Consider the following 26,454-nt stretch of genomic DNA (forward strand, 5'->3'; position numbering starts at 1 on the left):
TCTTCAGGTCTGGGAAGGGCTGGCTGCGGCCACCGAGTCGATGGCGCCGGCTGGCATGCCCAGCGCGGCCAGCACCTCGCGGGTGTGCTCGCCGAGCGTGGGGGCGGCGCGTCGCGCACGCGGCCGCTCGCCCACTGCGCCGAGCACGCTGCGCGTCAGCGTCAAGGTGCCGGCGACAGGATGCTGCACGCTTTCCGCGAGCGCCGCCTCGACGAAGGGGGCCGACTGCGCCACCTCGGCATAGTCGTTGATGGGGCCGCAGATGATGTCCACCGCCGTGAACTTCTCCAGCCAGAAGGCGCGCGGATGCGCGAGCATGCGAGCTTCCAGCAGGCGCAGCAGCGCCTGGCGATGCTGCAGCCGGCTCTTGTTCTCTGCGAAGCGCGGATCGCAGGCGAGTTCCGGTGCGCCGATGGCGGCACACAGCGCCTGCCATCGGGCAGGGTGATAGGCCGCGACCATGATCCACCCGTCGGCGCATCGCAGGGCCTCGTTGGGCGTCGAATAGGGCGCCGCGTTGCCCTGCGGTCCGGGCACGATGCCGTCCGCGAAGTAGGACGCGAAACTCACGTGCTGGAGTGCGATGGCGCTGGCGAACATGCTGGCCTCGACGTGCTGGCCGAGGCCCGTGCGTTGCCGCTCCTGAAGGGCGGCCAGCACCGAGATGGCCGCCAGCGAGCCGGTGACCAGGTCGACGACCGGCACCGGCACCTTGCAAGGCTCTCCATCGGGCGCCCCGGTGACACTCATCAGGCCGCTCACGGCCTGCAGCACACCGTCCACGCCGGGCAGATCCCTGCTGGCGCCATGCTGGCCGTATGCCGAGACCGAGCAGTAGATGAGCCGCGGGTTGTCCGCGGACACCGTGGCGTAGTCGAGCCCGAACCGCGCCATGACGCCGGGACGGAAGCTCTCGACCAGCACATCGGCCTGCGCGATCAGCTCCTGCGCGGCCTGCCGGTGCGACGGCTGCTTCAGGTCGAGCACGATGCCGCGCTTGTTGCGGTTCAGCGCCAGGAAGGCGACGCCTTCGCCGTTGACCCATGGCGAAAGGGCCCGCGAGAGATCGCCCGTGGGCGTCTCGACCTTCACCACGTCGGCGCCGAGGTCGGCCAGGCACAACGTGCAGGTCGGCCCGGCCATCACCTGCGTGAAGTCGATCACTTTCAAACCGGTCAATGCATTCGCGAGCATGTGATCTTCAGCCTTGTTCGATTTCTGTCGGCGCGATCCGGCTCTATACCGAGGGGCTGCCGAGGCTGCGGCCGCCGCAGACGTACAGGAGCTGGCCGGTGACGTAGCTCGAGCCGGGTTCCGCGAAGAACCGCACCGCTTTGGCGATGTCCTGCGGCTGGCCGATGCGCTCCATCGGCACGGTCTTGTGGAGGCTCTGGCGCACTTCTTCGGTGAGCGTCGCGAACAGCGGCGTCTCCACGATGCCCGGCGCGACGGCGTTGACGGTGATGCCCTTGCGCGCATATTCGAGCGCCAGCGAGCGGGTCAGGCTCACCACGGCGCCCTTGGAGGCCGAGTACGCCGCCTGGCCACGGTTGCCCAGCCATGCGCGAGAGCCGATGTTGATGATGCGCCCGAACCGGTTCTGCGCCATCTGCGCCAGGACCGCCTTGGCGCAGATGAACTGCGAAGTCAGGTTGATCTCGATGACGCGGCTCCAGAACGCGAGATCCATCTTGGAGACCAGCTTGTCGCCGCCGATGCCTGCGTTGTTGACCAGGATGTCGATGCGTTCGTGCGATGCCAGCAGCCGGGCCACCGCCGCCTCCACATGCTCCACGGAGCTGACGTCGACCTTGAAGGTGGTCACGTCGGCACCTTCGCTCGACAACGTCCGCTCGGCTTCGTTCAGCGCGGCGTCGTCGAAGTCCCACAGCGCAATGCGGCAGCCCTCCTGTGCAAGCTCGCGGGCGATGCCCAGGCCGATGCCCTTGGCGCCGCCGGTCACGACGGCGACGAGGCCCTGCAGCGAGGCGGGCGCGATGGTGCTTGTCTGGTTCATGGGGAGTGCCATCAGAGCGAAAGAATGTTGATCGAGCAGGCGGCGTGATCGACGCCCCAGATGCCGCCGCCCGTGACCTGCGTGAGGCCGATGCGCGCGCCCTGCACCTGCCGCGCGCCGGCACGGCCTTGCAGCTGTTCGCAGACCTCCACGACCTGCGCGACGCCGGTCGCACCCGGCGGGTGACCCTTGGCGATCAGTCCGCCGCTGGGGTTGACCGGCACGCGGCCACCCAGGGCGGTCGCGCCGCTTTGCAGCAGGCTCGCCGCATCGCCGCGCTGGCAGAGGCCGAGGGCTTCGTAATAGAGCAGCTCGGAAATGGTGAACGCGTCGTGCACCTCCAACAGGCTGAGGTCCTCGGGCCCGATGCCGGCCTGCTCATAGGCCAGCCGGGCGGCACGCGCGGTGATCTCGGCCTCGGTCATGTCGACCGGCGCGGTCTCGAACAAGCCCGACTGCACCACGGATGCCAGCACACGCACAGGCTTGGCGGCGCCCCTGGAGGGCCTGGTGCTGAGCACGAGGGCCGCGGCCCCGTCCACCACGGCGGGGCAGCACTGCAGCAGCGTGAGCGGCTCGGCCACCGGGCGCGACGCCAGCACCTCCTCGCGGCTCGCCAGCTTGGCGAACTTGGCGATCGGGTTCAAGGCCCCGTGCTTGCGGTTCTTGACGGAGATGTCCGCCAGCGTCTCCAGCGCGAGGCCGTGATCGTGCATGTAGCGCCTGGCACGCATGGCGTACAGGGCGGGCATGATCATCCCGCGCCTGTTGTTCCAGTCCTTCTGGCTGAGCTGCAGCGGGCCGCCGCCGAGGCTGCTCAGGTGGTCCATGCCGAACACCACCACGGTGTCGTACTGGCCGACCTTGAGCGCCTGCAGCGCGAGATTCAGCGCGGTGGCTCCGCTGGAGCAGGCGTTGTCCACGTTGTAGACCGCGCCGCCGCCGGCATGCAGTTCACGCAATGCACGCTGCCCGGGCAGCATGGCACCGAGCGCGTTGCCGCAGTAGAACGCCTGCACCTCGCCGAGCTGCGTGCCGGCATCGGCCAGTGCGTCGAGGATGGCCGCCTGGGCCATCGCCTCTTCGGTCAATTCGGGGAAGCGGCCGAAGTCAGTGATGCCGACGCCGGTGATCAGTGGTTGCTTCATGGCGCGTCACTCCTGGAATGCATAGTCGGGCGTGCCGTCAGGCAACGCGAAGGGCACCACCCGCAGGCGGGCACCGAGGGCTGGCGGCTCGGCGCTGTACAGCAGCCGGCCGAACGCGCGCACGCCAGGTTCGAAGTCGACCATGGCAAGGCCATAGGGCTGCTTGTCCTTGCCCGGGTGAACGACCGTGAAGCTGTAGAGAGAGCCGATGGGCCCGAGCTCGATGTCTTCAACCGTCTGGTCGTCGTGGGTGAATTCGATGGGTGGGAACTGGGCTGGCTGGCCGGCCACGCGGGTCGCGACGAGCACCATGCCGCCGGGGGTTTCACGGAAGGGGGATTCCGTTCGCTTGATGATCTTCAAAGGTGTCTCCTGTTCGTGTGGAGCTCGCCACAGCGAAGGAAAGTATCGAGATCCAGGTCCCCTCGGTCATTGGATTTCTGCTAGGCGCTCTTTAGCGGCGCTTAACGATTCGACGCATGCAGTCCAGCTAAACAATGGCCAGCAGAACTGAAAGGACAGCGGCCAGCGCGATCTGCATACTGAGCCGATGAAAGAACAAATTCGCGTACCGGTCACCTTGATGCGCGGTGGCACCAGCAAGGCTGTTTTTCTCTCGCAGCACGACGTGCCCACCGACCCACAAGCGCGTCTCCGATTTCTTCTTGCTCTGTTCGGCAGCCCCGACGTGCGCCAGATCGACGGTCTCGGCGGCGCCGATATCCTGACGAGCAAGTGCGCCATCATCGGGCCGCCTTCGCGCCCGGACGCGGACATCGACTACACCTTCGTGCAGATCGGCATCGACCAGCCCACGGTCAGCTTCGAGATCGTCTGCGGCAACATTTCGTCGGCCACCGGGGTCTATGCGTTGCAGGAGAGGCTGGTTCCGGTACAGGAACCCGTCACCACCGTTCGGGTCCACAACACGAACACCGGAAAGATCCTCCGGATGGCCGTGCAATGCGCCGACGGCGAGCCGCGCGTGGAGGGCGATAGCGAAGTGGATGGCGTGCCCGGCACCGGTGCAGAGGTGGCACTGGACTACTCCGACACCAGCGGCTCCACGACCGGCAAGCTGCTGCCCACGGGGCAGGCGCGCGATTGGGTCCACGTGTCGAAGCTCGGCCGTGAAATACCGGTGTCGGTGGTCGACGTCGGCACGGCGTGCGTGTTCATCCGCGCGGCGGACCTTGGCATCACTGGCACGGAACTACCGGGCCAGCTCGGCCCCGAGATCTACGAGATGGCCGAGGAGGTGAGGCGCTGGGTCGTCGAACGCTGCAATCTTCCGTCGTCCGGGATCCTGACGCCGTACCAGATCCTGATCAGCGAAGCGCAGGACTACCGGACCATCGCCGGCGACCGCGTCGTGCAGTCATCGGAGATCGACTTCGTCGCGCGCATGGTGCTCAACGGTGGCGCCATGCACAAGGCGTTCCCTGGCGGGGGCTCGGTGTGCCTCTCGGTCGCAGCGCAGATCGCAGGAACCGTTCCGTCTGAAGCGCGGGGCACGCATGCGGGCCCGACGCGCATCCGCATCGGCCATCCGAGCGGGGTGCTCAAGATCTTCGCGAATGTCGAGCGTGCGGGCGAGAACGAATGGACGGTGCGCGAGGTGCACTTCACGCGCACGGCGCGGCGCCTGTTCGACGGAACGGCCTATGTGCGGCGATCGCGCCTCGAGGTGCCCGCAAAAGAAGGCACGTCCATGTGTGCGAGTACGGCGGTGACGTCGCCATGAGTGCCCAGGATCTTTTCTCGCTGCAGGACCGCACAGCGCTCATCACAGGTGGCTCGCGAGGCATCGGCCGCATGATCGCCGAGGGGTTCCTGGCGCACGGCGCACGTGTCTACATCAGCGCGCGAAAAGCCGAGGCCTGCGACCTGGCCGCGCGGGAGCTCGCGAGCGCGGGCTACTGCGTATCGCTGCCGCACGACGTGTCCACGGTCGCGGGCTGCCAGGCGATGGCCGACGCCTACGCCCGCCATGAATCGATGCTGGACATCCTGGTCAACAACGCAGGGGCTGCATGGGGAGAAGACTTCGATGCTTTTCCGGAGAGCGGCTGGGACAAGGTGGTCGACCTGAACCTGAAGACGCCTTTCTTTCTGACGAAGGCGCTCGCTGGACCACTGCGCGCCGCGGCCAAGGCGCGGGTCGGGAAGATCATCAACATCGCTTCCACTGACGGCATCGGACTCAACCCGCAGGAGAACTACTCCTACGTGGCGAGCAAGGCAGGACTGGTTCACCTGACGCGGCGCATGGCGATGCGCCTGGCGCAGGACAACATCGCGGTCAGCGCCATTGCGCCAGGGGCATTCCCCTCCGAGATGAACCGCAATGCCCGCGACCATGGGGAGGCGCTGTCGGAGCACATTCCCGCCCGTCGCATCGGCACGCCGGACGACATCGCAGGCGCCGCCATATTCCTGGCCTCGCGGGCGGGAGACTACGTGATGGGTGCCACCCTGGTGGTGGATGGCGGCGTGACCCACGCGCGCCCCTACCGGTGAAGTCCGGAGGCGGAACTTCGGCTGCGTTCATGCCGGCACGGCGTGATGCCGGCCGATGGGGCGCTCCGGCGACTCTCATCCTCCGGCCATCAGCCGGTCATTGATGTACGTGGCGGGAGGCTTGCCGAACGCCTTCTTGAACATCGTGATGAAGGCCGAGGGCGACTCATAGCCGAGGTCGTAGGCGACCTGCTGCACGGTCGCTCCCCCGGACAGTTCCCGCAACGCGACCATCATGTGCAGCTGGCGCCGCCAGCGTCCGAAGCTCAGGCCGGTCGAGGCTGTGCACAGCCTGTTCAGCGTACGCTCGCTCATGCCGAGCTGGTGGGCCCAATCCTTCTGCGTACGGCGGTCGGACGGGTCGCGCATCATGGCGCGCGACACCTTTCGCAGCCGCGCATCCTCGGGCATGGGCAAGGAGACTTCCTCCTTCGGCATGGCGCAGAGCTGGTCCAGCAGCACATGGGCGAGCCGATCGGTCGGACCGCCGGGCTCATAGGAGGGCGGTTGTTCCGCCAGGTACTGGATCATCTCGCCGAGCAGCGGGCTGATGCGCAATGTGCAGCAGCTGGCAGGCAAGGGCGCGGCATCGCGCGCAACGAACAGATAGAAGATCACCGCGTTCGCCGTGCTGTGGTTGCTGTGCGGCGTTCCGCCCGGAATCCACACGCCCGCCTGGGGCGGGACCATCCACATCGCACCGGGCACGTCGCAGGAGACCGCCCCGCGCAGCGCCATGACCAGCTGGCCGGAACGATGTATGTGAATCGGAACCTCGCGCTCGCGCTCCTCGACATCCACGCGATGTGCCATGACAGGGACTGACGGCTCGTAATCCAGGTCGAGACTGGCGCGAGACGCCGTACGGACCGAGCGGTTCATCCGGGATGACCGAAAAGAGAAGTCATTTGTCCAAGTTTACGATTCCTGCCTCGCGTGCGGATACCTAGCATCGATACATGCAAATGATTCGCAACAAGTTCCAGGCCGGATCGACGCCTTCGAACCCGATCCCCAGGCGCGCCGCATGATCACGCGGCCTCGTTTCTCCAGGCAGGAGTGGCTCTTTTCGCTCAAGAGCTTTTTCGCGGCCATGCTCGCGCTTTACCTGTCCAGCCGTTTCGGGCTGCCCCGACCCTTCTGGTCCATGATGACCGCGTACATCGTCGCCCATCCTCTGGCGGGCCATGTGCGCTCGAAGTCGCTCTACCGCCTGTGCGGCACCGTGCTGGGATGTGCGGCCACCGTGGTGCTGATCCCGTCGCTGTCCGGGTCGCCGGTGCTTCTGTCGCTCGCGCTGGCGCTGTGGGTGGGCTCGTGCCTCTACCTGTCGCTGATGGACCGAAGCGCGCGCTCCTATGCCTTCATGCTCGGAGGCTACTCTGCGGCGCTGATCGGCTTTCCGCTGGTGGACGCGCCTGCGGCGATGTTCGACACCGCCATCGCCCGAACCGAGGAGATCGCGCTCGGGATCGTCTGCGCGAGTCTCGTGCACAGCGTCGTCTTGCCCACCAGCCTTGCGCCTTCGCTCCTCGGGCTGATCGACCGCACGCTGGGCGATGTCCGCCGGTGGGCCGGCGACCTGATGAGCCCTGATGCCGAGGAGGAGGTTCGCAAGCGGCTGGCACAGGACAGGCGGCGCATCGCCACCGACATCACCCAGTTGCGCCTGCTCGCAACCCACGTGCCTTTCGATACCGGCGGCCTGCGATGGACTCGGCATGCCGTGGGCGACCTGCACGACGGCCTTGCGGCACTGGCGCCATCGCTTTCGGCCCTGGAGGACCGGCTCGCAGCCTTGCGCGATGCGACAGGCGGTGTGCCCGAACCGGTCACGCGGGCCATGGCGCAAGACAGCGCCTGCCTCGATGCCGAGGCGCCACCCGCCGCCTTGGACGGCGTCCTCGCCGCTGTCCGGGCTGAGGGCGTGGACCGGCGGAATTCGCTCTGGGTGCGTGCGCTGAGCATCGACGTGGCCGCTCATGTCGACGAGCTGGTCGCGCGATGGCGCCGGTGCAACGCGCTTCGCGCCGACATCGCCGCCGGGCTGGTCGGCCATGCGTCGCCTCCGAAGCGGGCAGAGGCTTCGCGGCCTTCGGTCCTCCACGTGGACAGGGGCCTGGCGCTGCGCTCCGCATTCACGGTCGTGCTTTCCACCTGCACTGCATGCACGGCGTGGATCTTCAGCGGTTGGCGCGCGGGATCGTCGATGGCCATGGCGGCAGCGGTCTTCTGCAGTTTCTTCGCCACCATGGACGACCCCGTGCCGGGCATGCACAAGTTCCTGATCGCCCTGCTGTGGTCTATGCCGGTGTCTGCCTTCTACATCCTTGGCGTCATGCCGCTGGCGCATGACTTCGGCATGCTGGTGCTGTGTATTGCGCCCCTGTTCCTGGTCGTGGGCGGCTACCTGGCTCGTCCGGCAAGCAGCCTCACGGCACTGGGCATGTTTTTCGGCGTGGCCGGCACGCTGGCCCTGCACGACATTGCCAGCGCCGACTGGGTCAGCTTTATCGAGGGCAATCTGGCGCTCTTCGCGGGTGCACTGATTGCCGCACGCGTTACCGCCATCGTGCGCAGCGTGAGCAGCGAATGGAGCGCGCGGCGCATCCACCGGGCCACCTGGCGCGATCTTTCCACGATGTCCAGGAGGGCAGCGCGCCCGAAACGCGCGCTGGCGCGTGACGCATTCGCCGGCCGCATGCTGGACCGCATCGCGCTGCTGGTTCCGCGCACGGCTGGCGGCGCCGCGGACCAGGGCAGCGAGGCGGCGCGGCTCGCCATGCGCGAACTTCGCATCGGCGCGAGCATTGGCCTCCTTCAGCAGCATCGCCACCTGCTGCCCGAAATGCCTGTGAGCGAGCTGCTGGCCGCGCTCGAGCGGGCCTTCCTCCTCCAGGCCAAGGCATCGCCGTCCCGGCTCGACGCGCTGTTGCCGCAGATCGATCGGTTGCTGGCCCTTTGCCTCGCAAGCACCGCGTGCGAGCCCGCTGTCTCGGCCCTCGTGGGCTTGCGCAGGGACCTCTTTGCTTCTGCGCCTTCGGACCTCCAACCATGATCGAAACAAGCTTGTTCGGTATCTACGTTCCCGGCCCGCTCCTGCTCGCCGGGGGCGCGATGGCTTGTGCCTGGTGGGTTCGCCGCCTGCTGGCGCTGCTGGGGGTCTACCGGTGGGTGTGGCATCCACCGCTCTTCGATCTGGGGCTGTACGTCCTGTTGCTCTATGCGCTCGTCCGGCTGGCCGGCGCCATCTCCTCCTGAACTGATCCGTTGCCCTGCTGCTCGACCATGAATACCAAATCCGTCCGTCTTCCCGCCTGGCTGTCGCGCCCGGCTCCATCCTTCTTGCGCATGCTGTTGACCGCGCTCGTCGCTGCCGGCGCCTGCTGGGCTGCCCAGCAACTCTGGGACCACTATGAGCTGGCGCCTTGGACGCGCAACGGCCGGGTGCGGGCCGATGTGGTCCAGGTGGCTCCCGATGTTTCCGGTATGGTGGCCGTCGTGGCGGTGCGCGACAACCAGCCCGTCATGGCGGGCGAGTTGCTCTTCTCGATCGACGAAGCCCGCTTCACGCTGGCGCTGCAGCAGGCCGAGGCTGCAGTCGCGGCGCAGCGCATCGTCATCGACAACCAGCGGGTCGCGCTGGCCCAGGCGCAGCGCGAGCGCCGCCGCAACGACGAACTGGAGGGCCTTGTCGCGCAGGAGGTGCGCGAGCAGTCGCGCCTGCGTGTCGAGCAGGCCAGGGGTGCGCTGCTGGCGGCTGAAACGGCCCTGCGCCAAGCGCAGGTGGCGCTCGATGTGGCGCGCCTGAACCTGCAACGCGCCGAAGTGCGCGCGCCGGCGGCGGGCCGTGTCACCAATCTCGATCTGCGCCAGGGCGCCTATGCGACCGCAGGCCACCCCGCACTGGCACTCGTGGCTGACGGCTCGATCTACGTCGAGGGCTACTTCGAGGAAAACAAGCTGTCGCGCATTCGGCTGGGCGACCGGGTGCGTGTGACCCCCATGGACGCGCCCTCGCTCGAAGGCGAGGTCGACAGCATTGCCGCCGGCATCGGCGACCGCGACCGCAGCACCGGTGCCAACCTGCTGTCCAGCGTGAGTCCCACATTCAACTGGGTGCGGCTCGCCCAGCGCGTTCCGGTGCGGGTGAAGCTCGACCCGCTGCCGGCCAATGCTCGCCTGATCGTCGGGCAGACTGTCTCCGTCGAGGTGATGGAGGCTCGGGAAGCTTCCACCGCCGCCGCGGCCCGCGTTCAGGAGCCGAGGTCATGAAGCCACCTCGCGTCCTTGCTCTTGCAACCGCCGCCGCATGTGTGATGCTGGCTGGCTGCGCCCATGGCCCCGTCGGCCCCGACTACGTCGCATCGGCCGCGCTCACCGCAGCGCAGTCCGCTTCGGCCGGCCCCTTCCTCTCCGGCGGCGCGGCCACATCGGATGCAACGATGCCCGCGCACTGGTGGCGCCTTTTCGACGACCCGCAGCTCGACGGCCTGATCGCCCGGGCCCTGGCGCACAACACCGATCTGCGGCAAGCCCTGGCCACCTTCGAGCGTGCCATGGCCCGCGAGGCCGAGGCGCACGGAAGCGAACAACCATCGATCACCCTCAATGGCGGTCCGAGCTTCGGTCATGTCTCGGGTTTGTCGGTGCTGCAAGCCGACCATGCGCCGCCGAGCCGGCTCAACTACAGCATGGGCATGGGCGTGTCCTACCAGCTGGACCTCTTCGGCCAGTTGCATCGCGCCATCGAAGCTGCCGAAGCGGATGCCGGCGCCGCGCGCGCCGCGGTGGACTTGGTGCGCGTGAGCGTTGCCGGCGGCACGGCGCAGGCATATGGCGCGGTGTGCGCCACCGGGCTGCAGTTGCGCGTGGCACAGGCATCCATGCGCCTGCAGGAGGACGCTCTCGGGCTGACGCGGCGGCTGCAGCGCGCGGGCAAGGCCGGAACCATGGACGCCGCGCGTGCGCGCGCCCAGCTCGAAACCCTGCGTGCCGCGATTCCCCCGTTGGAAGCCCGGCGCCAGCAGGCGCTGTACCGGCTCGCCGTGCTCACGGGTTCGCCGCCGCGCGACTTTCCCGAGGCCCTCAGCCATTGCGAGCAGCCTCCACGCGTGGCCGGGTTGCTGCCTGTGGGCGACGGCGCTGCGCTGCTTGCCCGGCGCCCCGACGTGCGGCAGGCCGAACGAAGCCTGGCCTCCGCGACGGCGCGAATCGGTGTCGCGACGGGCGATCTCTATCCCAAGGTGACGCTGGGCCTCTCATCGGCGTCCGCCGGCTTTGTCGAACGGTTCGCCAACCGCGAGACCTTCAGCTACAGCGTGGGGCCGCTGATCAGCTGGTCTTTTCCCAACACGGGTGTCGCGCGAGCGCGCATCACCCAGGCCGAAGCAACGGCTCGCGGCGCAGTCGCGCGATTCGACGGAACCGTGCTGAATGCGCTGCGCGAAGCCGAAGCCGCGCTGGACACCTACGCCCGCGAACTCGATCGCCATGCGGCTCTTGCTGCCGCACGCGACCAGAGCCTGACCGTGGCCGATCAGGCGCGGGCGCTGCTGATCAACGGGAAGGTCGGCCAGCTCGATGCGCTGGACGCCCAACGCACCCTGGCCTCGCACGAAGCCGCGCTGGCTGAGTCGGACGCCCGGTTGGCAGAGTACCAAGTCGGCGTATTCATGGCCTTGGGTGGCGGATGGGAGAGCGGCTCCGCTGCGCCGCACCAGTGAGGGCGAAGCGCAGTCGTCTGCAATGGGCCGCTTTGCAAGTGACGGGATGAAAGATGGACGGATTCGAGCTTCTCAGGACCTTTGCGGAAGTGGCCTTCCAAGGCAGCTTCTCGCGCGCGGCCGGCAGGCTCGGTATCTCGAAGGCCAGCGTGAGCAAGCACGTTGCAGCACTGGAGTCCCGCTTCAATGTCCGCTTGCTCAACCGCTCGACGCGTTCAGTCTCCCTCACCGATGCAGGCCGCTTGCTGCAGGCGCGATGTGCGCCCCTGATGGAGATGATCGAGCAGACCACGAGCGAGCTGCAGGCACGTGGCTCGCACCCCAGCGGTCGCCTGCTGATCACCGCGCCCCACGGAATGGTCCAGACCGCGTTTCCGCGCCTGCTGGGAGATTTCCTCACCCGCTATCCCGACGTGCAGCTCGACCTGAAGCTGAGCAACCGCATGATCGACCTGGTCGACGAAGGAGTCGACATCGCTTTGCGCTTCGGGCGGATCGGCGACGAGAACCTGATCGTACGGCGCCTGCGCCGGATGGGGCTCACACTTTGCGCGACGCCGCGCTACTGGGCGCGGCGCGGCATCCCGCTACAGCCTGATGACATGCGAAAGCACGATGTCCTCGCATACTCCGTCACGCCAGGGCCTCCACAGATCGCATTCGAAGTGGACGGCCAGCCGTACAACGTGCCCATCCGGGGACGCATGGACGCCAACGATGCGAGTGCGTTGATCGGCGCAGCACTGGCGGACATCGGCGCGGTGTGCGTTCCCGACCTGCTTGCGCAGCCCTACGTGGAAGGCGCCCACCTGGTCCCGGTTCTCCAGGATTTCATGCCCAGCGACATCTGGCTCTATGCGGCCTATACACAGCGCCGCCAGAACAGCGCCGCGCTGCGTGCGCTGCTCGAGATGCTGGAACTTCGCATGCGGGACAGCGTGCCTTCCCCTGCGGCCTTGGCAGGCGCTGCAGCTGCGCCGCCTGCTTGAGGGTAGACCAAAGCTTCCCCCATTCGAGCCCCGACCCGGGGCGTTCGGCCGAGGAGGATGCTGCAGGGCGCATGGAGGCCGCTGCCGGGCGGACCGATGCCACGACGAGAGAGCCCATCGTCGGCGCGGCTTTTCGCGACTGCCGCTGGCTCAGCGCCTTGCCCTGCGCAGCTTGTGGATCAGGAACGCCTCCAGCAGCTCGACCGCCTTGCGCCCCGGACCCGGAGTGGCCGCCAGCCACACTTCGCATTCGGGCATCCCGGGCATGCCCTCGCGCGCACCCAGCACCTTGAGCCGCTGCGAGATCGTGGCCTCCCGGAAGACGCCGATCGCGATCCCCGCGCGCACGGCGGCCTCCAGCCCCGTGACCGTCGTGCTCGTGTAGGCGATGCGCCATGGAATGCCCGCCTGGTCGAGCGCGTGCGTAGCCCAGTCGCGCAGCATCGCTCCCTCGGGGTTCAGCGCCAGCGGCAGCGGGCGCTGCAGGTGCGTGGTGGAACCCGCGGTCGAAGCCCACACCACGCGCGACTTCGAAAGCCGAAGGCCTTCGCCCGAACCCACCGGTCCGATGCCGATCACGAGGTCGTAGCGTGCGCCGAGTTCCCTGTGCATCAGCGCCGACACGCCGTGCTGCAACTCGACGTGGATGCGCGGATGGAGCTTGCAGAACTCCGCGATGAGCGCAGGCAGCACGCGCGTGGCGTAGTGTTCGATGGCGCCGATGCGGATGCTGCCCGAGACCTCCTGCGCGTCGATGTCATGAAAGAGCTGATCGTTCAGGCTCAGCATCTGGCGCGCGAGCGGCAGCAGCTGCTGGCCCTCCAGCGTCGCAGCGAGCTTGCGCGTGCCGCGCTCCACGAGCTGCACGCCCAGCTGCTCTTCGAGCCGCTTGAGCTGCATGCTCACCGCCGACTGCGTGCGCGACAGCGCCTTGGCCGCCGTGGTGAAGCTGCCCACGCGCAGCACGGTGTCGAGCACGCGCAGCAGATCGATGTCGACGGTATGGCTGCGCGGAGCGCGAGGCGGGGTGGATGCGGGCACAGGACTCCCGGGCAAGGCATCACGAAACGTGATGCGAGGGATCATAAAGTATCACGTCGCACGCTGCATGACGGGCCAAGAATGCGTTCAACAACAAGTGACGGAGACAGCCATGCACACCGATTCCGACTTTTTCTCGCGCCGGCGCCGCCTGCTGTGCGGCACGCTCGCCGCCTCGGTCCTACCGGCCTCGCTCGTGCCTGCAGCCGCGAGCGCAGCGGCGGGCACCTGGCCGCAAAAGCCGCTGCGCCTGATCGTCGGTTTTCCGCCGGGCTCGTCGCCGGACATGCTGGCGCGCGCCGTGGCCGAACCGCTCGGCCAGGCGCTGGGGCAGCCGGTCATCGTCGACAACAAGGTCGGCGCCGCGGGCAGCATCGGCGTGGCGTCCGTGGCGCGGGCCACCGATGGCTACACCATCGGCCTCACGGGCAACGGTCCGCTGACCACGGCCAAGGCGCTCACGCCTTCCACACCCTACGACGTGGCGCGCGACCTGCGCCCCATCTCGCTCGTGGCCACCAGTCCCTTCGTGCTGGCCGGAAGCATGGCGATGCCGGCCACCGACCTGCGCGGCTTCCTCGATTTCGCCAAGGCGCAGGGCGACAAGCTCAGCTACGGCTCCATCGGGCCGGGCTCGGGCTCGCACCTCGCGATGGAGCTGCTGAAGACGCACACGGGCATCCGCGCCGTGCACGTGCCGTTCCCCGGCTTTCCGCAGGTGGCGACGGCGCTGATGGGCAAGCAGATCGATCTCTCGTTCATGATTCCGTCGATCGCCGTACCGCAGGCAAAGAATGGGCGGCTGCGCCTGTATGGCGTCAGCACGGCCGCGGCGTTCCCCGGCTCGGGCGACGTGCCGCCGATCCAGTCGGCGCTCGACAGGCAAGGCTTCGACGTCGCCTCGTGGAACGCGGTCTTCGGTCCGGTGAACCTGCCCGCACCTTTGGCCGAGCGGCTCTCGCAGGAGATCGCGCGCATCCTGCAGACGAACGAGGTGAAGCAGCGCCTGCTCGAACAGGGCTGGCTCGCGGCCGGCAGCGCGCCGGGCGTCCTCGCGCACAAGATCGCCGAGGACACCGCGATGTGGGGCGGCGTGATCCGCCTGACCGGCGCGCGCGCCGAATAGGAGGCGTGCGATGCAACGCAGGCAGGTCTTCACCGCCGGCCTTGCCGGCGCCGCCGCTGCGCTCGTGCCGCCTGTGCGGGCGGCCGAGATTGCGGCCGATCCAGCGTCCAGGCCGGCCTTCGTGCTTGTGCACGGTGCCTGGCATGGCGGCTGGAGCTGGTCGCGCGTGGCGGCACGGCTGCGCGCGGCGGGACACGCGGTGCATACCCCCACGCTCACGGGTCTCGGCGAGCGGCGGCATCTGCTGTCGCCGCAGGTCAACCTCGACACGCACATCGCCGACGTCGTCAATCTGCTCGAGTGCGAGGAGCTGCAGAACGTCGTGCTCGTGGGCCACAGCTATGGGGGAATCGTGATCTCGGGCGCGGCGGACCGCGCCCGCGACCGACTGCGCCAACTCGTGTTCCTGGATGCCCTGCTGCTCGATTCCGGCAAGAGCCTGTTCTCGGACTTCCCCGAGGCCGTGGTGCAGCAGCGCCTGAAGACGATCCGCGAAACCGGTGCAGGCGTGGGCGCCGCTCCTGCGTTGCCGCCTTCCGCCTTCGGTGTGAAAGACGCCGCCGATGCGGCCTGGGTGCAGCGACGCATGACGCCGCAGCCCGTGGGCACCTACCTGCAGCCGCTGCAGCTGAGGGCGCCATTGGGCAACGGCCTGCCGAAGACCTACATCGAATGCACCACCGAGCCGATCGCGACGCTGGAGCCCACCAAGGCGCGCGTGCGTGCGGACGCGGGGTGGCGCACACGCACCCTTGCCACGGGCCACGACGCGATGGTCATTGCGCCGGGCCCGCTGAGCGACATGCTGCTGAGCGAGATCGCTGTCTGATCCCCTTCATCCATTCATTCACTTCCACATTCCTTCTTCTCGAAAGCCCGCGATGGGAACCCTCACCTCCGAAGAACGCTATTTCTTTCGCTCCGACGTCAATGCTCGCCAGAGCCAGCGCCGGCAGCGCGTACCCGGCGGCCATGTCAGTGAGCCCGCGCGTGACGTGCCCGTGCACACGGAGTGCGACGTGCTCGTCCTGGGCGGCGGGCCGTCGGGGGTGGCCGCTGCCGTGGCGGCCGCGCGCAACGGTGCGCGCGTGGTGCTGCTGGAGCGCTACAACCACCTGGGCGGCCTCTCGACGGGCGGCCTCGTGATCTGGATCGACCGCATGAGCGACTGGCAGGGCCAGCATGTCATCCAGGGGCTCGCCGCGGAGTTCATGGCGCGCATGGGTGCCGAGGCCGTGGCCGGCCCGCCGCGCGACGAATGGGGCTCGCAGGACCCCGACGCCGCCGCGTATTGGGGCCTGCGCACGGCCGCCTTCCATGGCGTGGTCACGCATTCGCCGACCATCGACCCCGAGATGCTCAAGGGCGTGTACCACCAGATGGTCCGCGAGGCGGGCGTCGACCTGATCCTGCATGCCTGGATGGCCGCGCCGATCCAGGAGACGGGCCGCGTGAAGGGCGCGATCTTCGAGAGCAAGCAGGGCCGTCGCGCGATCCTGGCGAACGTGGTGGTGGATACCACCGGCGAGGGGGATCTCTACGCGGCGGCGGGCGCGGCCTTCGAATCAGACATCGACGCGCACGACATCCACCATTGCATCAATACCTCATGGCTGTTCGCAGGGGTGGATATGCAGCGCTGGCTCGACTTCAGGGCAGGCGAACCGGAGGCCTTCTCGGCCTTCATGGCGCGCGGGCGCGAAGCGCTGGGCAGCTTCGAGAAGCCGATCGTCTCGTGGCGCCCCGACGTCGCCACCTTCCTCGGGCCGCGCAAGGCAGGCTACAGCGCGCTCGACGTGGACGAGATGACGCAGGTCGAATGGGAGTCGCGCCAGAGCATGAACGAGCACCTGGCTTTCTATAGGGCGCATGCCCCGGGCTTCGAGAAGGCGTGGGTCATGCTGATGGCGCCGCAGATCGGCACCCGCCATGGCCGGCGCCTGGTGGGTGTGAAGCGCGTGCTGCGCAGCGCGTGGGATGCCGGCGCGGTGGAGCCCGACGAGATCGGCATCAGCCCGAGCCCGTCGCCGCGCTTTCCATCGATCTCCGTGCCCTACGGCGCGCTGGTACCCGCGTCGCTCGACGGTGTGCTTGCGGCCGGCAAGCACATCGCCTGCGACACCAACTCCCATGGCTTCCTGCGCGAGATCCCTCAGTGCTGGCTCACGGGCCAGGCGGCCGGCACGGCGGCGGCGCTGGCGGCCGATAGCGGCGTGCTGCCGCGCGACGTGGATGTGACGCGGCTGCAGTCCCTGCTGCGCGCACAGGGCGTGCCGCTGCGCGAGGCCAGCGTGCCGGTGACAGCATGAAGTTCCGTCTCTCGCTCGCGCACCTGGGCATGCTCGATGCGTCTCCGCCGCTGCTGGTCGAGGCCGCGCATGCGGCGGGCTTGCGCGGGGTCGGCATCCGCCTTCAGCCCGCGCGACCCGGCGAGGCGCCGTTCCCGATGGAGGAGGGCGGGCCGATGCTGCGCGAGACGCTCGCACGCGTGCGCGACCTGGGCATGACGGTGCACGACATCGAGATCGTGCGGATCAGGCCGGACTTCGACGTGCAGGCGCTGTCGGGCGTGCTCGCCTCGGCCCAGCGGCTGGGCGCGCGCAGGCTCATGGTCAACGTGGACGATCCGGACCTGGTTCGCGCGGCGGACAACATCGGGGCATTGGCCGCCCGCGCCCAGTCGCACGGCCTCATGCTGGGCCTCGAGTTCATGATCTACACGGCGGCACGCTCGCTGCGCATCGCGCGTGAGCTCGCCGTCGCCTCGGGCTTCCCTGCGGTTCGCGTGCTCGTCGACGCGCTGCATTTTTTTCGCGCGGGCGGCGTGCCCGACGAGATGTCCGGCCCGTACATCGATCGCGATTTCATGCAGGTCAACGATGCGCTCGCGCGCCGCCACCCCGGCCTGTCGCCCGCCGAGGAAGGCCGTGCGCACCGCCTGTTCCCTGGGGAGGGCGAGCTGCCCGTGCACCGCCTGCTGGCGCACTTGAACGACGACGCCATCCTCTCGATCGAGGCGCCGAGCGCCATCCGCATGGCCACGCTGGACGTGCATGCGCGCGCGGCGGCGGCGTGCCGTGCCACCCGGGATTTCTTGCAAGGACATGGCCATGACCACGAATGACACCCTCGGCGGACTGCGACTGGACGGCCAAACGACCGTCCTGGGCATCATCGGCGACCCCATTGCGCAGGTGAAGGCACCCCTGCCGTTGACGCGCTTGCTGCAGGCGCGGGGCATCAACGCGGTGTTGGTGCCGCTGCATGTGCACGGCAACGGGGTCGCGGCGTTGCTGAGCGCGCTGCATGCGGTGCACAACGTCGAGGGCATCGTCGTCACGGTGCCGCACAAGCAGCGCGTGGCTGGTCTGTCGATCGAGCTGATGCCCTCGGCAAGGCAGGCACAGGCGGTGAACGTCCTTCGCCGCACCAGCGGCGGCTGGCAGGGTGACCTGCTCGACGGCGCGGGGTTCGTCGCAGGGCTCGCGCGCAACAGCTTCCACGTGAAGGGGCGCAGCGTGGGGATGGCCGGTGCGGGGGGCGCAGGCAGCGCGATCGGGCTGGCCCTGGCGGCGGCGGGTGCGGCGTCGATCCACGTGCACGACGTTGATGCCGCAAAGTGCGCGGAGCTGGTCGAGCGCCTGCGCGCGCTCGGACATGCGGCGGGCCGTTGGGACGCGGCAAGCCCTCGCGATCTCGTCGTCAACGCGACGCCCATGGGCATGAAGCCAGGCGATGCCTTGCCTTTCGCACTCTCGGCGATCCAGGCCGGCCAGACGGTCGCGGAGGTCATCATGGAGCCCGCCACCACGCCTTTGCTCCTGGAGGCGCAGGCGCGCGGCGCGCGCATCGTCCACGGCCGGCACATGATGAACGAGCAGCTCGAGGCGATGGCCGACTTCTTCTTCGGCGAGGCGCAGCCATGAGCGCGCCGTTCTTCCCCGGCTTCGAGGTCCATCGCGCCGAGCTTGGCGACGCCACGATCCACGCCGAGGTCGGCGGCAGCGGCCCGCCCTTGCTGCTGCTGCACGGCTATCCGCAGACGCATGTGGCGTGGCACCGCGTCGCGCCCGCACTCGCCCGGCATTTCACGGTCGTTGCGCCCGACCTGCGCGGCTACGGCGACAGCACCGGGCCCGGCGGCGATCCGTTGCACATCCATCACTGCAAGCGCACCCTGGGCGGGGACCAGGTCGGGCTCATGAAGACGCTGGGCTTCGATCGCTTCGCCATCGTCGGCCACGACCGCGGCGCACGCGTGGGCTACCGGCTGTGCCTCGACCAGCCCGGCGTGGTCAGTGCCTTCACCTCGCTCACGGTGGTGCCGACCGAGGTGATGTGGCGCCGCGCGAACATGGACTTCGGGCTCAAGGCGTTTCACTGGTATCTGTTCGCGCAGCCGTTCGACCTGCCCGAGCGCTTGCTGGACGCGGATCCCGCGTACTTTCTCGACTGGTCGCTGCGCTGTGCGGTGCTCAGGTTCGACGCGGTCACGCCCCAGGCGCTCGCCGAATACCACCGTGCGTTCGCCAAGGCGTCGGTGCGCCACGCAATGATCGAGGACTACCGAGCTGCTGCGTCGATCGATCTTCGCCACGACAACGAAGACCTCTCCGCCGACCGACGGATCGCCTGTCCGCTGCAGGTGCTGTGGAGCGCATCGAACACCGCGCGGCCCGACCCCGTGGAGATCTGGCGCCAATGGGCCGACCATGTGGAGGGCGCGGCCATCGACTGCGGCCACCTGATGGCGGAAGAAGCACCCGACGAGGTGCTGGTGCACGTGCTGCCGTTTCTGCAGCGTCACGCCTGACGATCGAAAGGAGAGACCGAGCCATGCGACTGCCGATGATCCTTGCGGCGCTGCTGTGCGTCCTGCAAAGCCACGCCGAAGTGCCAACACCGGCGCGACAGCAGGAGTTCTTCCCCGCGCCGAGCTTCGAACTCGTTCACTCGGGAGGCTGCGGTGTGATGGAAGGCATCGCGAGCGCCTCGGATGGCAGCGCGTATTTCACCGAGATCACGCGTTCGGTCGGCTGCTCCGACGCGGGCGGCGTGCAGGGTGGCCGCATCTGGGTCGTACCGCCCGGCGGCAGGCCGCGCATCTTCCGCGAGCCCAGCAACATGGCCGCCGGCCTGGCCATCGACGCGCAGGACCGGATGGTCACCGCCGAGGGCGCCGATTACGGCGGGCGCCGCGTCTCCATCACCGACTTGCGCACCGGCGCCTATCGCGTTGTCGCGTACTTCCACGAGAACCGCCAGTTCAACGCGCCCAACGACGTGGCGATCGATCGCGCGGGCCGCATTTATTTCTCGGACTTGCGCCTCTTCGGCCCCGAGACGATCGAGCAGCGCATCAACGCCGTCTACAGGATCGATCCGCCCGAGCCCGGCGCCAAGGGGCTGCGGCCGCTCACGCGCATCCTCGGCGACAACTCGAAGATGAACGGCGTCGAGCTCTCGCCCGATCAGCGAACCCTTTACGTGGGCCTGTGCGACCCTGGTACGAATGCGCTCGGCGAGCAGGGGAAGGCGGCGCTCGACCGTACCGGAGCGGGCGGCCTCGTCGCGTACCCCCTCGATGAGTCTGGCCGGCCGGGGAGCGGCGCGCGTGCTGCTCGATCTTGAGAAGTCAGGCTGCGTCGACGGGATGGCCACCGACAACGAAGGCAACGTCTACCTCGCGCTGCCCAGTGCCGCATCGGGACCCGGCATCTATGTGATGACGCCGGCCGGCGTGCTGGCCGCGCGCCTGGCGCTGCCCCACAACGAAAGCCCGGTCAACCTGGGATTCGGGCGGGGGCCGGAGGCGGGCACGCTGTATGTCGCCACCGTCGGCGCAGGCAAGGTCTATCGCTTGCGCACCGGCAAGACCGGCTCGCTGCCGCCGCGTTGAGTTTTTTTGAAGTCGAACAGGAACATGGACATGACCGATGCATGGAGCGACAAGCTCGCAATCCGCGAGCTCGTCGAGAACTGGGCCGTATGGCGCGATGCCGGCGACTGGAAGCGCTTCGCCACCGTGTGGCACGACGATGGCTACATGCACGCGACGTGGTTCCAGGGGCCTGCGCGCGAGTTCATCCGGGTCACCCAGGAGGGGATGGCCAAGGGCGTGAGCATCCTGCATTTCCTCGGCGGCACGTCGATCGATTTGGCGGGCGAGCGCGCCATCGCGCAGACCAAAATGACGATCTCGCCGCGCGCAGAGGTTCAGGGCGTGCTTTGCGACGTGGTGTGCACGGGGCGCTTCTACGATTTCCTCGAGAAGCGCGATGGCCGCTGGGGTCTGGTCGTGCGCCAGCCCATCTACGAGAAAGGCCGCATCGACCCCGTCGACCCCGCCGTGCCGCTGCAACTCGACACGGACCGCCTGGCTGCCTTTCCTGCGGGCTATCGTCACCTGGCTTATGTCCAGACCCAGATCGGCTATGCCGTGAAACGCGACATGCCGCAGCTGCAGGGAGCGGAGGTCGAGGCACTCTATGCGCGCGGCCAGGCGTGGCTGGACCAGGAGAGGTAGTGGTGTTCTGGCGTGGAAAGCGCGGCGAACTGGAGATGAAGCATGCCGGCGACCGGCAGGTGCCAAAGGTCGTAGCGCTCCTCGCCGCTCTTGAACGAACCTGCGAATTGCTCTTTCAACGCACTTGACGAGAAAACCATGTCGCCGCCGGGCAGCGTGGCCAGGGTGCGCGGCCACCGGATACGTCGTCGGCGGCGAATGCCGATGGCACTGGCACTTATCTGCCCTCCGGGTTCGCTCATGTCCCACAAGGACCAGAGGCCCGATCCGGAAAAGTCGAGGTTTCGAGGTGGTTTCGGCACGCCGATCTCACTTGCTACATCTCCCGTGCGGCTCGAAAGGAACTCGACATGGCCACTGGCAGCAGAACCCTCTGGAAAGGCGCCATCACTTTCGGACTCGTCCACATCCCGGTGGGCCTGCACACTGCAAGCGTCGAGCAAGGCATCGATTTCGACTGGCTGGACAAGCGCAGCATGGACCCTGTCGGCTACAAGCGGGTCAACAAGAGGACTGGCCGGGAGATCGACAAGGACAACATCGTCAAGGGCTTCGAGTACGAGGACGGCAAGTACGTGGTGATCTCGCCCGAGGAAATCGAAGCCGTCTACCCGCGCACCACCCAGACGATTGAGATCCAGCGCTTCATCGACGCGCAGGAGCTCCCCTTCCTTTATCTGGAACGCCCCTACTACGTCGCGCCGATCAACAAGGGCCAGAAGGTCTACGCGCTGCTGCGAGAGGTGCTCCTGAAGACCGGCAAGGTCGGCCTGGCCAAGGTGGTGATCGCCACCAAGCAACATCTGGCCGTGCTGGTGCCCTCCGGCAAGGCGATGGTGCTGAACCTGCTGCGATGGGGCGATGAGGTCAAGACGCTCGAAGGCCTCGATCTGCCTGCCGCGGGGATGAAGGGCGCCAAGGTGAGCGCGGCGGAGATGAAGATGGCCGAGCAGCTGGTCGACAGCATGTCGGGCAAATGGAACCCGGAGGACTTCAAGGACGAGTTCAAGAGCGCCGTCATGAAGATCGTCCAGAAGAAGGTCAAGGCCGGCGACACCGAGACCGTGATCGAGCCCGAGGAAGAAGCGCCCGAGGACAGCTCGAACGTGATCGACCTGACCGAGCTGCTCCAGCGCAGTCTCAAGGGTGGCAAGGTCTCCAAGGCCGACGCTCCCGCCGCGCGGAAGCGCACTGCCAAGGCGGCAGGCAAGTCGGGCGGCACCGCGCGGAAGACCGCTTCGAAGGCGGCTTCGAAGAAGGCGGCGACTCCCACCCGAAAGGCGGCTTGAGCACGCACTCCGCCCCTGCGAAGGACGCCCGATGGCCAAGAGCGATGCGCTGTCCACGTACAAGGCCAAGCGGAACTTCGCCGTCACCGCGGAGCCCGCCGATGGTGGCCGACCCAGCCCGCACGCGCTCACCTTCGTGGTGCAAAAGCATGCCGCCTCGCGGCTGCACTACGACTTCAGGCTCGAGCTCGACGGGGTGATGGTGTCCTGGGCCGTGCCCAAGGGGCCGAGCTTCGATCCGAAGGAAAAGCGGATGGCCATCCACGTGGAAGACCATCCGATCTCCTATTCCTCGTTCGAAGGCACGATCCCGCCCAAGCAGTACGGCGCGGGAACCGTCATCGTCTGGGACAACGGCACGTGGGAGCCGGTGGGCGATCCCCGCGCGGGCCTGGCCGCCGGGAAGCTGGTGTTCCGGCTGCACGGCCAGAAGCTCGAAGGTCTGTGGGAACTCGTGAAGATCGCCAAGGGTGGTGAGCGCCAGGAGCCCTGGATCCTGTTCAAGAAGAAGGATGCCTTCGCCCGCCCCCATGCCGAGTACGACGTGATCACGGCCCTGCCGGACAGCGTCATCGCCAGGCCCCTCAAGTCGCCCGGTCGCGAGGCGGCTGCGCCTGGAGCGAAACGCGCCGGCAAGGCCCCCGCCCCCCCCAGGCCGGCGCGCAAGAGCGCGCTTCCCGCCGAGATCAAGCCGCAGCTGGCAACCCTCGTCGCGGGCGTGCCTGCAGGTGGCGAATGGCTCTTCGAGATCAAGTTCGACGGCTACCGGTTGATGGCCCGATTCGACAAGCGCAAGGTCGCGCTCATCACCCGCGGCGGTCACGACTGGTCGGCGCGCATGCCGACGCTGGTGCAGGAGCTCGCCGGGCTGGGCCTTCATGCGAGCTTCCTGGACGGCGAGATCGTCGTGCTCGGCGACAACGGTGCGCCGGATTTCAATGCGCTGCAGAACGCCTTTGACCGGGGCCAGGGTGCCGAGCACATCGTGTTCTTTGTCTTCGACGTGCCTTTCTTCGAAGGGCACGACCTGCGCGAGCTCCCCCTGTCGCAGCGCCGACAGCTGCTGCGGGACTTCCTCGCGGAAAAAGCCACCGACCACGTGCGCTTCAGCGACAACTTCGAAGCCGATCCCGCATCGCTGCTGCGCTCCGCTTGCCAGATGCAGATGGAAGGCGTGATCGCCAAGCGCGCCGATGCACCGTATGTTTCCCGGCGCAGCGAAACCTGGCTCAAGCTCAAGTGCAAGCTTCGCCAGGAGTTCGTGATCTGCGGTTACACCGACCGGACGGACCGCACCGATCAGGTCGGGAGCCTCCTGCTGGGCATCCACGATGACCGCGGCAAGCTGGTGTCCGTGGGGAGTGTCGGCACCGGCTGGAGCAGCGAGGAGGCCAGCGAGCTCAAGCAGAGGCTGCTGCCGCTGGCCGCGGCGACGTCCCCGTTCGACAAGGGCGACCCCAGGCCGGGCCGCTGGTCCAGGCGCAAGGCGGGCAGCGAGCGTTGGGTGAAGCCCCGGCTGCTGGCGGAGGTGAGCTTCGCCGAGTGGACCCCTGACGACCAGATCCGGCACGCGTCCTTCATCGGACTGCGCGACGACAAGCCCGCGAAGGTCATCGTTCGCGAGCGGCCCCGGCAGTTCGGGACATCCGCCGCACCGCCCGGTCGAAAGATTGACGGATCGGCGGTGGCCTCCGTCAAGGTGAGCCATGGCGAGCGCGTGATCGACGCGGCCACCGGCGCCACCAAGCTGGACCTGGTGCGCTACTACGAGTCCGTCGCGCAGTTCATCCTGCCGCATCTGAAGGGGCGGCCGTGCTCGCTCGTGCGCGGTCCCTCGGGGGTGGGCGGGGAACTGTTCTTCCAGAAGCACGGCGAGAAGATCGGCATTCCCGGCATCACCGAGCTGCCTGAAGACCTGTGGCCGGGCCATGCGGCGCTGCTGGAGATCGGCAGCGCCCAGGCGCTGGCAGGCGCGGCGCAGATGAATGTCATCGAGTTCCATACGTGGAATTCCACCGCGAAGAACATCGACAGGCCGGACAGGATGGTGTTCGACCTGGACCCCGGCGAAGGAACGACCTGGGAGCACGTGCAGGAGGCGGCAACGCTGGTGCGCGCCATGCTCGACGCCCTGGGGCTGCAGGCCTGGCTCAAGACCAGCGGCGGCAAGGGCCTGCACGTCGTCGTGCCGCTGGCACCGCGCTACGACTACGAGACCGTCAAGGGTTTCTCGCAGGCCATCGTCCAGCACCTGGCACGAACGATCCCGGCACGCTTCGTGGCCAAGAGCGGGCCGAGCAATCGCGTCGGCAAGCTCTTCGTCGACTATCTGCGCAACGGCCATGGCGCGACGACGGCGGCAGCGTTCTCCGCGCGGGCCAGGCCCGGGCTCGGTGTCTCGATGCCCGTGGCCTGGGACGATCTGGGGCAGCTCAAGAGCGGTTCGCAGTGGAACATCCAAACCGCGCGCGAGTACCTTTCCTTTCGGGCGGAGGATCCTTGGAAGGGCTATTGGAAGAAGCGCCAGCCGCTCGCTGAAGCGATGAAGCGGCTCGGGTACAGGAAGTAAGCAGGCCCATCGCCGCGCCTTGCGCCGCGAGGCCGACGGCGCTTCTGTCCGGCGGTAGGTTCGCCCTTCTGGCCAGAGCCCCACCAGCGTAGCCTGCGTGCTGCCGAGGACCACGCCGATGCAGGCGCGTTTGTCTACGCTTTTGGCATGTCGAGTTCGATCCAGGCCGGCGCATGGTCGCTCGCACCGGTGCGCCCGCGCACGTCGCGGTCCACGCCAGCATTGCGAAGCATCGGTGCGAGTTCCGCGTTCAGCAGCAAATGGTCGATGCGAAGCCCGGCGTCGCGTGGATAGCGGTTGCGCCAGTACGTCCAGAAGGTGAACGGTGCGCGCTCGGGATGGCACGTGCGGATCGCGTCGGTCCAGCCTTGCTTGAGAAGCTGTGCGAACGCCGCCCGGCTTTCGGGTTGCAGCAGCGCGTCGTCGCGCCATGAGGCCGGGTTGTAGATGTCGGCATCGGTCGGCACGACGTTGTAGTCACCGGCCAACACGACGGGCATGCCGCTAGCGAAGAGTTTCTCCGCATGTCTGTTGAAGGCCTCGAACCACTGCAGCTTGTAGTCGAACTTCGGCCCCGGCTGCGGATTGCCGTTGGGAAGATAGAGGCAGCCGATCAGCACGCCGTCGACCACCGCCTCGATGTAGCGGCTCTGCGTGTCGGCTTCCATGCCCGGCACGCCGCGTCCGATGTCGATCGGCGTTTTTCCGCGCGCAAGGATGGCGACCCCATTCCAGGCGCGCTGCCCGAGTGCGACGATGCCGTAGCCCGCACCCTGGATCGCATCGATGGGCAGGTTGCCATCGGGACTCTTGAGTTCCTGCAGGCATGCGACATCGGGCTTCGTCTCGGCCAGCCACTCGAGCAGGCGTGCGAGGCGGCTGTTGATGCCGTTGATGTTGAATGTTGCGATCTTCATCAGGCCCAACCAAGAGACGGAATGGCGGGGCGAACAGGCGCGAAATCGCGCGCCCTCTATCCCGCCGATCGCTGGACAGGAGCGCAGGCGCCGTCCGAGGTGGTCCTCGACCGTTCGACAGGCACGCGCGAGAGAAGCTCGAAGGCCGGTCGCGACCTGTGCTCGCGCCGCACTGGCACGACCGTTGCGGGCTGTGGCAATGTCGCGCCCAACGTCTTCGCCAAGCCGGCGAACCGAAGGTCTGCCTCCTTGCGCAGCCTGGCAATCTGCTCGATGCCGTGGTTCGGAATGCCCCGGCGTCCGCCCTGCGTGCGCTGGTGAAGCTGATGGATGGCCGTGTAGGCGGCGGCTTCCGCCGTCAACCAGTCAATGAAAGCAGCGTGGTTGACTTCTTCGGCCATCGGTTTCCTTCAGTGGTGTTGCGCGGTGAATCTAAAGGTCTGCCCAAAGTCGCTTGTAGTCCGCCGCCGCCAAGGTTCGCCCGAATGCGCCGTCATGCGGTTCTCCTCGGCCCGACAGCAACATGGTTCATGAGCCCACCGGTTCCGTGGCCGGATTGCCGATCGCCACGAAGAGCGGCTTTCAG

The 26,454-nt window shown here is 67.8% G+C and carries 27 protein-coding genes; 18 read left to right on the forward strand and 9 right to left on the reverse strand.

Annotation, left to right across the window (positions count from 1 at the left end; genetic code table 11):
- Nucleotides 1-3 precede the first annotated feature (3 nt).
- The 4 genes from FHT32_RS20260 to FHT32_RS20275 are packed head-to-tail and all read right to left on the reverse strand — an operon-like array spanning nucleotide 4 to nucleotide 3,528.
- The gene (locus FHT32_RS20260) at nucleotides 4-1,194 is read right to left on the reverse strand and encodes a CaiB/BaiF CoA-transferase family protein (RefSeq protein ID WP_176666385.1); all 1,191 of its coding nucleotides are present in this window, start codon (nucleotides 1,192-1,194) and stop codon (nucleotides 4-6) included.
- Between the two features lie 43 nt (nucleotides 1,195-1,237).
- Nucleotides 1,238-2,017: an SDR family NAD(P)-dependent oxidoreductase gene (locus FHT32_RS20265; RefSeq protein ID WP_176666386.1), complete on the reverse strand. Its 780-nt coding sequence runs from the start codon at nucleotides 2,015-2,017 to the stop codon at nucleotides 1,238-1,240.
- Nucleotides 2,018-2,028: 11 nt separating this feature from the next.
- Nucleotides 2,029-3,165, reverse strand: a complete 1,137-nt coding sequence (locus FHT32_RS20270; protein WP_176666387.1) for a thiolase family protein — start codon at nucleotides 3,163-3,165, stop codon at nucleotides 2,029-2,031.
- A gap of 6 nt (nucleotides 3,166-3,171) precedes the next feature.
- Nucleotides 3,172-3,528 carry a Zn-ribbon domain-containing OB-fold protein gene (locus FHT32_RS20275; RefSeq protein ID WP_256099075.1) on the reverse strand — a complete coding sequence of 119 codons (357 nt, stop codon included), beginning with the start codon at nucleotides 3,526-3,528 and terminating at the stop codon, nucleotides 3,172-3,174.
- A gap of 187 nt (nucleotides 3,529-3,715) precedes the next feature.
- On the opposite strand from FHT32_RS20275, the gene FHT32_RS20280 reads away from it, so the two are divergent.
- Together FHT32_RS20280 and FHT32_RS20285 are read left to right on the forward strand one after the other, a co-directional pair.
- Nucleotides 3,716-4,909: a 2-methylaconitate cis-trans isomerase PrpF family protein gene (locus tag FHT32_RS20280; RefSeq protein WP_176666388.1), complete on the forward strand. Its 1,194-nt coding sequence runs from the start codon at nucleotides 3,716-3,718 to the stop codon at nucleotides 4,907-4,909.
- Nucleotides 4,906-5,685 (forward strand): SDR family oxidoreductase, encoded by a 780-nt coding sequence (locus FHT32_RS20285; protein ID WP_176666389.1) that lies wholly within the window; start codon nucleotides 4,906-4,908, stop codon nucleotides 5,683-5,685. The genes FHT32_RS20280 and FHT32_RS20285 overlap by 4 nt, the downstream gene beginning before the upstream one ends.
- Before the next feature lie 75 nt (nucleotides 5,686-5,760).
- On the opposite strand, the gene FHT32_RS20290 is transcribed toward FHT32_RS20285, so the two are convergent.
- Nucleotides 5,761-6,567 carry a helix-turn-helix domain-containing protein gene (locus FHT32_RS20290; protein WP_256099076.1) on the reverse strand — a complete coding sequence of 269 codons (807 nt, stop codon included), beginning with the start codon at nucleotides 6,565-6,567 and terminating at the stop codon, nucleotides 5,761-5,763.
- Between the two features lie 145 nt (nucleotides 6,568-6,712).
- Between FHT32_RS20290 and FHT32_RS20295 the strand changes: the two genes are divergently transcribed.
- The 5 genes from FHT32_RS20295 to FHT32_RS20315 are packed head-to-tail and all read left to right on the forward strand — an operon-like array spanning nucleotide 6,713 to nucleotide 12,400.
- Nucleotides 6,713-8,743: an FUSC family protein gene (locus FHT32_RS20295; protein ID WP_176666390.1), complete on the forward strand. Its 2,031-nt coding sequence runs from the start codon at nucleotides 6,713-6,715 to the stop codon at nucleotides 8,741-8,743.
- The gene (locus FHT32_RS20300; protein ID WP_176666391.1) at nucleotides 8,740-8,946 is read left to right on the forward strand and encodes a DUF1656 domain-containing protein; all 207 of its coding nucleotides are present in this window, start codon (nucleotides 8,740-8,742) and stop codon (nucleotides 8,944-8,946) included. Before FHT32_RS20295 ends, FHT32_RS20300 begins: the two co-directional genes overlap by 4 nt.
- A gap of 27 nt (nucleotides 8,947-8,973) precedes the next feature.
- Nucleotides 8,974-9,960, forward strand: coding sequence for an HlyD family secretion protein (locus FHT32_RS20305; RefSeq protein ID WP_176666392.1), 987 nt, complete (start codon nucleotides 8,974-8,976; stop codon nucleotides 9,958-9,960).
- A complete protein-coding gene (locus tag FHT32_RS20310) occupies nucleotides 9,957-11,411 on the forward strand; it encodes an efflux transporter outer membrane subunit (RefSeq protein WP_256099077.1) in 1,455 nt (484 codons plus the stop codon). The genes FHT32_RS20305 and FHT32_RS20310 overlap by 4 nt, the downstream gene beginning before the upstream one ends.
- 53 nt (nucleotides 11,412-11,464) lie before the next feature.
- Complete coding sequence (locus tag FHT32_RS20315; protein ID WP_176666393.1) at nucleotides 11,465-12,400, forward strand: LysR family transcriptional regulator; 936 nt, start codon at nucleotides 11,465-11,467, stop codon at nucleotides 12,398-12,400.
- A gap of 150 nt (nucleotides 12,401-12,550) precedes the next feature.
- Here the strand turns inward: FHT32_RS20315 and FHT32_RS20320 are convergent, their stop codons facing one another.
- Nucleotides 12,551-13,441: a LysR substrate-binding domain-containing protein gene (locus FHT32_RS20320; protein ID WP_176666394.1), complete on the reverse strand. Its 891-nt coding sequence runs from the start codon at nucleotides 13,439-13,441 to the stop codon at nucleotides 12,551-12,553.
- A gap of 112 nt (nucleotides 13,442-13,553) precedes the next feature.
- Here FHT32_RS20320 and FHT32_RS20325 point away from each other — a divergent pair, with 112 nt between their 5' ends.
- The 9 genes from FHT32_RS20325 to FHT32_RS20365 are packed head-to-tail and all read left to right on the forward strand — an operon-like array spanning nucleotide 13,554 to nucleotide 21,093.
- Entirely contained in the window at nucleotides 13,554-14,567 is a 1,014-nt protein-coding gene (locus FHT32_RS20325) for a tripartite tricarboxylate transporter substrate binding protein (RefSeq protein ID WP_176666395.1), read from the forward strand.
- A gap of 10 nt (nucleotides 14,568-14,577) precedes the next feature.
- Nucleotides 14,578-15,396, forward strand: coding sequence for an alpha/beta fold hydrolase (locus FHT32_RS20330; RefSeq protein ID WP_176666396.1), 819 nt, complete (start codon nucleotides 14,578-14,580; stop codon nucleotides 15,394-15,396).
- Nucleotides 15,397-15,448: 52 nt separating this feature from the next.
- A complete protein-coding gene (locus FHT32_RS20335) occupies nucleotides 15,449-16,876 on the forward strand; it encodes an FAD-dependent oxidoreductase (protein WP_176666397.1) in 1,428 nt (475 codons plus the stop codon).
- Nucleotides 16,873-17,691 (forward strand): sugar phosphate isomerase/epimerase, encoded by an 819-nt coding sequence (locus FHT32_RS20340; protein WP_176666398.1) that lies wholly within the window; start codon nucleotides 16,873-16,875, stop codon nucleotides 17,689-17,691. The genes FHT32_RS20335 and FHT32_RS20340 overlap by 4 nt, the downstream gene beginning before the upstream one ends.
- Entirely contained in the window at nucleotides 17,678-18,493 is an 816-nt protein-coding gene (locus FHT32_RS20345; protein WP_176666399.1) for a shikimate dehydrogenase, read from the forward strand. The genes FHT32_RS20340 and FHT32_RS20345 overlap by 14 nt, the downstream gene beginning before the upstream one ends.
- Nucleotides 18,490-19,380, forward strand: a complete 891-nt coding sequence (locus FHT32_RS20350) for an alpha/beta fold hydrolase (protein ID WP_176666400.1) — start codon at nucleotides 18,490-18,492, stop codon at nucleotides 19,378-19,380. The genes FHT32_RS20345 and FHT32_RS20350 overlap by 4 nt, the downstream gene beginning before the upstream one ends.
- Before the next feature lie 23 nt (nucleotides 19,381-19,403).
- Nucleotides 19,404-20,198, forward strand: coding sequence for an SMP-30/gluconolactonase/LRE family protein (locus tag FHT32_RS20355; protein ID WP_176666401.1), 795 nt, complete (start codon nucleotides 19,404-19,406; stop codon nucleotides 20,196-20,198).
- On the forward strand, nucleotides 20,182-20,466 hold the full coding sequence (locus tag FHT32_RS20360) for an SMP-30/gluconolactonase/LRE family protein (protein ID WP_176666402.1): 285 nt from the start codon (nucleotides 20,182-20,184) through the stop codon (nucleotides 20,464-20,466). Before FHT32_RS20355 ends, FHT32_RS20360 begins: the two co-directional genes overlap by 17 nt.
- Before the next feature lie 24 nt (nucleotides 20,467-20,490).
- Entirely contained in the window at nucleotides 20,491-21,093 is a 603-nt protein-coding gene (locus FHT32_RS20365) for a nuclear transport factor 2 family protein (protein WP_371132209.1), read from the forward strand.
- Here the strand turns inward: FHT32_RS20365 and FHT32_RS20370 are convergent.
- Nucleotides 21,054-21,335 carry a hypothetical protein gene (locus FHT32_RS20370; protein WP_176666403.1) on the reverse strand — a complete coding sequence of 94 codons (282 nt, stop codon included), beginning with the start codon at nucleotides 21,333-21,335 and terminating at the stop codon, nucleotides 21,054-21,056. The two genes, FHT32_RS20365 and FHT32_RS20370, sit on opposite strands and share 40 nt — an antisense overlap.
- 108 nt (nucleotides 21,336-21,443) lie before the next feature.
- On the opposite strand from FHT32_RS20370, the gene FHT32_RS20375 reads away from it, so the two are divergent.
- On the forward strand, nucleotides 21,444-22,382 hold the full coding sequence (locus FHT32_RS20375; RefSeq protein ID WP_176666404.1) for a Ku protein: 939 nt from the start codon (nucleotides 21,444-21,446) through the stop codon (nucleotides 22,380-22,382).
- Nucleotides 22,383-22,413: 31 nt separating this feature from the next.
- The gene (gene ligD / locus FHT32_RS20380) at nucleotides 22,414-24,951 is read left to right on the forward strand and encodes a DNA ligase D (RefSeq protein ID WP_176666405.1); all 2,538 of its coding nucleotides are present in this window, start codon (nucleotides 22,414-22,416) and stop codon (nucleotides 24,949-24,951) included.
- A 134-nt stretch (nucleotides 24,952-25,085) separates the two neighbouring features.
- Here ligD and FHT32_RS20385 read toward each other — a convergent pair whose 3' ends face one another.
- Both FHT32_RS20385 and FHT32_RS20390 read right to left on the reverse strand, forming a co-directional pair.
- Complete coding sequence (locus FHT32_RS20385; RefSeq protein WP_176666406.1) at nucleotides 25,086-25,868, reverse strand: exodeoxyribonuclease III; 783 nt, start codon at nucleotides 25,866-25,868, stop codon at nucleotides 25,086-25,088.
- A gap of 56 nt (nucleotides 25,869-25,924) precedes the next feature.
- Nucleotides 25,925-26,269, reverse strand: coding sequence for a hypothetical protein (locus FHT32_RS20390; RefSeq protein WP_176666407.1), 345 nt, complete (start codon nucleotides 26,267-26,269; stop codon nucleotides 25,925-25,927).
- Nucleotides 26,270-26,454: the final 185 nt, after the last annotated feature.

It is taken from the genome of Variovorax sp. SG517, from assembly GCF_013376045.1.
Taxonomy (GTDB): domain Bacteria; phylum Pseudomonadota; class Gammaproteobacteria; order Burkholderiales; family Burkholderiaceae_C; genus Variovorax.

Excerpts from the sequence above, each read along its gene's own strand:
- FHT32_RS20260 (WP_176666385.1), bottom strand. The coding sequence starts at position 1,194 with ATGCTCGCGAATGCATTGACCGGTTTGAAAGTGATCGACTTCACGCAG.
- FHT32_RS20265 (WP_176666386.1), bottom strand. The coding sequence starts at position 2,017 with ATGAACCAGACAAGCACCATCGCGCCCGCCTCGCTGCAGGGCCTCGTC.
- FHT32_RS20270 (WP_176666387.1), bottom strand. The coding sequence starts at position 3,165 with ATGAAGCAACCACTGATCACCGGCGTCGGCATCACTGACTTCGGCCGC.
- FHT32_RS20280 (WP_176666388.1), top strand. The coding sequence starts at position 3,716 with ATGAAAGAACAAATTCGCGTACCGGTCACCTTGATGCGCGGTGGCACC.
- FHT32_RS20285 (WP_176666389.1), top strand. The coding sequence starts at position 4,906 with ATGAGTGCCCAGGATCTTTTCTCGCTGCAGGACCGCACAGCGCTCATC.
- FHT32_RS20290 (WP_256099076.1), bottom strand. The coding sequence starts at position 6,567 with ATGAACCGCTCGGTCCGTACGGCGTCTCGCGCCAGTCTCGACCTGGAT.
- FHT32_RS20295 (WP_176666390.1), top strand. The coding sequence starts at position 6,713 with ATGATCACGCGGCCTCGTTTCTCCAGGCAGGAGTGGCTCTTTTCGCTC.
- FHT32_RS20300 (WP_176666391.1), top strand. The coding sequence starts at position 8,740 with ATGATCGAAACAAGCTTGTTCGGTATCTACGTTCCCGGCCCGCTCCTG.
- FHT32_RS20305 (WP_176666392.1), top strand. The coding sequence starts at position 8,974 with ATGAATACCAAATCCGTCCGTCTTCCCGCCTGGCTGTCGCGCCCGGCT.
- FHT32_RS20310 (WP_256099077.1), top strand. The coding sequence starts at position 9,957 with ATGAAGCCACCTCGCGTCCTTGCTCTTGCAACCGCCGCCGCATGTGTG.
- FHT32_RS20315 (WP_176666393.1), top strand. The coding sequence starts at position 11,465 with ATGGACGGATTCGAGCTTCTCAGGACCTTTGCGGAAGTGGCCTTCCAA.
- FHT32_RS20325 (WP_176666395.1), top strand. The coding sequence starts at position 13,554 with ATGCACACCGATTCCGACTTTTTCTCGCGCCGGCGCCGCCTGCTGTGC.
- FHT32_RS20330 (WP_176666396.1), top strand. The coding sequence starts at position 14,578 with ATGCAACGCAGGCAGGTCTTCACCGCCGGCCTTGCCGGCGCCGCCGCT.
- FHT32_RS20335 (WP_176666397.1), top strand. The coding sequence starts at position 15,449 with ATGGGAACCCTCACCTCCGAAGAACGCTATTTCTTTCGCTCCGACGTC.
- FHT32_RS20340 (WP_176666398.1), top strand. The coding sequence starts at position 16,873 with ATGAAGTTCCGTCTCTCGCTCGCGCACCTGGGCATGCTCGATGCGTCT.
- FHT32_RS20345 (WP_176666399.1), top strand. The coding sequence starts at position 17,678 with ATGACCACGAATGACACCCTCGGCGGACTGCGACTGGACGGCCAAACG.
- FHT32_RS20350 (WP_176666400.1), top strand. The coding sequence starts at position 18,490 with ATGAGCGCGCCGTTCTTCCCCGGCTTCGAGGTCCATCGCGCCGAGCTT.
- FHT32_RS20355 (WP_176666401.1), top strand. The coding sequence starts at position 19,404 with ATGCGACTGCCGATGATCCTTGCGGCGCTGCTGTGCGTCCTGCAAAGC.
- FHT32_RS20365 (WP_371132209.1), top strand. The coding sequence starts at position 20,491 with ATGGACATGACCGATGCATGGAGCGACAAGCTCGCAATCCGCGAGCTC.
- FHT32_RS20370 (WP_176666403.1), bottom strand. The coding sequence starts at position 21,335 with ATGAGCGAACCCGGAGGGCAGATAAGTGCCAGTGCCATCGGCATTCGC.
- FHT32_RS20375 (WP_176666404.1), top strand. The coding sequence starts at position 21,444 with ATGGCCACTGGCAGCAGAACCCTCTGGAAAGGCGCCATCACTTTCGGA.
- ligD (WP_176666405.1), top strand. The coding sequence starts at position 22,414 with ATGGCCAAGAGCGATGCGCTGTCCACGTACAAGGCCAAGCGGAACTTC.
- FHT32_RS20385 (WP_176666406.1), bottom strand. The coding sequence starts at position 25,868 with ATGAAGATCGCAACATTCAACATCAACGGCATCAACAGCCGCCTCGCA.
- FHT32_RS20390 (WP_176666407.1), bottom strand. The coding sequence starts at position 26,269 with ATGGCCGAAGAAGTCAACCACGCTGCTTTCATTGACTGGTTGACGGCG.